The following is a 2,598-nucleotide window of genomic DNA, read 5'->3' on the forward strand; positions in this document are numbered from 1 at the left end:
ATGTTGGGAAAGTGATTGGTAAGAACGGGCGGATTGCGAAAGCGATTCGGACTGTCGTTTATGCGGCAGGATCAGATTCTGAAAAACGAATCTATTTGGATATCATGTAAGAGAACTAATTTTATTGGTGTGAGAAGGGAGAAGGGAAACCTTTTCCCTTTTTTACTATTCACATGGAATGATGCAGAGGGGCGGGCGAAAAGATGCAGATCATCCGAACAGTGCCTGTTAAACAAATATTAACAGAAGTCAGTCGTGCACAAATCAAGGAAAAGTTCGACGAACGATATCAACGTCTAGACCGGGAATGCAGACAGCTTTCATTTGAACAAAAAAAATTAGAACGCAAGCCTGGTGTTTCCAGACAGGAAGTAGAGCGACGGTTTTCAAAGGAAATTGGACGTAGGAAAGATCAACTGAAGTGGTTGGAATACCAGCGCAAGCAATTGGATATCCTGCCTGATGGAAGTGAATTGGAGACAGACGAAGTAGAAGCGCTGATTGAAGTTGAAGAAGGCGATCAGTGGGAAGAGGTCATACAGGATCGCCAAATCGTCGTGAAAGACGGAAAAGTCATACGAGCGAGGTAATAGCACTCATGGAAAAACAGTTATTCAATGTCGGTAAGATTATCAACACACATGGCATCAAAGGAGAAGTGAAAGTTCATCGTGTCACTGATTTTGATGAGCGATTCGAACCAGGCCAGCTTTTGTATTGGGTAAGTGATAAAAACGATCCGAAACCATTGGTAGTTAGTACACACCGGGTTCACAAAGGTTTCGACCTTGTAAGCTTCGAGGATCACTCTTCGATTAATGATGTCGAAGGATACAAGAATGGAAAGCTGATGGTATCAGAAGACGATCAGGAAGAACTTGATGAACATGAATTTTATTTTTATGAAATCATTGGATGTACCGTATTTTTAGAGTCAGGTGAAGAATTAGGTGAAGTGAAAGAAATTCTTACCCCTGGTGCGAATGACGTTTGGGTTGTGAAGCGGAAGAAGCAGCCGGATGTTCTCATTCCGTACATCGAACCTGTCGTTAAAGAAGTGGATACGAAGCAGAAGAAAATCATCATCGATCCAATAGAGGGGCTGCTAGACTAATGCACATCGATATTTTGACACTTTTTCCAGAAATGTTTGATGGTGTCCTGCAGAATTCGATCATGAAGCGTGCTCAGGAACAAAACGCCTTTTCCTATCAGTATGTCAATTTTCGTGATTACACAGAAAACAAACACAACAAAGTGGATGACTACCCATACGGGGGAGGTGCGGGACTTGTTCTATCCCCACAACCCATATTTGATAGCATTCAGTCCATAGAAGATTCAGCGGAAACACCACCGCGTGTCGTCCTTCTGTGCCCGCAAGGAGAACCATACTCCCAGAAAAAAGCGGAGGAACTAGCCAAAGAAGATCACCTTGTCTTCATTTGCGGACATTACGAAGGGTACGATGAGCGTATCCGGCAAGAATTGGTCACTGACGAAATTTCCATCGGTGATTATGTCCTTACAGGAGGAGAACTAGGAGCAATGGTCGTCATCGATTCTGTTGTCCGCCTGCTTCCTGGGGTTCTAGGAAATGAGCAGTCGGCTCCTATGGACTCATTCTCAAGCGGCTTACTTGAACATCCGCGAGGTGCTGGCAGTCCCTCAGCTTCGTAAGTAGTTAACCTTAGCAATACGTAACTGAACGAAGTAACCAAACAAGAACATCGACGTCACTTTATTAAAGCTATCAGCTGTTTCGTTGACCATGTGCTGTACTTGCCTTGACTGAGAAAGGCAGCCAAACATAGGGTAACTCATCAGATCTTGTCTAGTGACTGAGTCTTTCTGAAGCAGAGGGTGGTTTTTCGCAACGAACATGATGAGTTGATCAGGAATATAGATATCTGAGCTTGCTAATTCAGAGGAGTGCATACATACACTGATATCGATTTCTCCAAGCTGAAGCTTGTTCGTTAGCTCGGTTTCGTCGAGCATTTGCATTTCTACTTTAACGCTTGGATGGTGTGCTAAAAATTGCCCACAAACAACAGGCACAACACTGCTCATTTGTTGTGTATAACCAATAACCAGTTTATCTTGATCATTACCAAATAAACTCTGTTTTATATTCTTTTTGGCATTTTCAAGCTCGTTTAAAGTTGCTTTACAGTACGTGAGGAAAAGCTCACCTTGTTCAGTAAGACGAACAGAGCGTGTAGAACGTTTTACTAACTCACAACCAATCTCATCTTCAAGAGTTTGGATGCTACGGGTGAGGGCTGAAGTACTTATATTCGTCTGTTCAGCGGCTTGGCGAAAATGTCTTAAATTGCCTAGAGCAACAAATTGCTCAAGTTGTTCAAATCTCATTTGAAATTCCTTTTAATTTCAACGGTTCTTTTAGAACTGTGTATTTACCCAATAGTAATACAAAATGCAATAAGGGTGAAATACTTTTTTACATTAAAATTACAAACAGCTAGTCTGGATAGCTATCTCTAATAAAAATAAACTCATCTAGGTTATTTATAAATAAATCAACGAGTTTGGGGAGGTGCTGTGTAAGAGGTGAATCTAACCGTCGTTAACCTT

The 2,598-nt window shown here is 41.9% G+C and carries 4 protein-coding genes and 1 pseudogene; 4 read left to right on the plus strand and 1 reads right to left on the minus strand.

What is annotated here, in order from left to right; genetic code table 11:
* Positions 1 to 11 precede the first annotated feature (11 nt).
* The 4 genes from ACXAC4_RS20030 to trmD all read left to right on the plus strand — a co-directional run bounded on the left by ACXAC4_RS20030 (position 12) and on the right by trmD (position 1,680).
* Positions 12 to 110, plus strand: coding sequence for a KH domain-containing protein (locus tag ACXAC4_RS20030; protein WP_475164952.1), 99 nt, complete (start codon positions 12 to 14; stop codon positions 108 to 110).
* A gap of 93 nt (positions 111 to 203) precedes the next feature.
* On the plus strand, positions 204 to 590 hold the full coding sequence (locus ACXAC4_RS20035; protein WP_474962624.1) for a YlqD family protein: 387 nt from the start codon (positions 204 to 206) through the stop codon (positions 588 to 590).
* A gap of 8 nt (positions 591 to 598) precedes the next feature.
* Positions 599 to 1,114: a ribosome maturation factor RimM gene (rimM, locus tag ACXAC4_RS20040; RefSeq protein WP_474962625.1), complete on the plus strand. Its 516-nt coding sequence runs from the start codon at positions 599 to 601 to the stop codon at positions 1,112 to 1,114.
* The gene (gene trmD, locus ACXAC4_RS20045) at positions 1,114 to 1,680 is read left to right on the plus strand and encodes a tRNA (guanosine(37)-N1)-methyltransferase TrmD (protein ID WP_475164950.1); all 567 of its coding nucleotides are present in this window, start codon (positions 1,114 to 1,116) and stop codon (positions 1,678 to 1,680) included. Before rimM ends, trmD begins: the two co-directional genes overlap by 1 nt.
* Positions 1,681 to 1,728: 48 nt before the next feature.
* Here trmD and ACXAC4_RS20050 read toward each other — a convergent pair.
* Positions 1,729 to 2,376, minus strand: a pseudogene (locus ACXAC4_RS20050) (LysR family transcriptional regulator); the annotation flags it as partial.
* Positions 2,377 to 2,598 lie beyond the last annotated feature (222 nt).

This window comes from Pseudoalteromonas sp. AWM4_233, assembly GCF_056158285.1.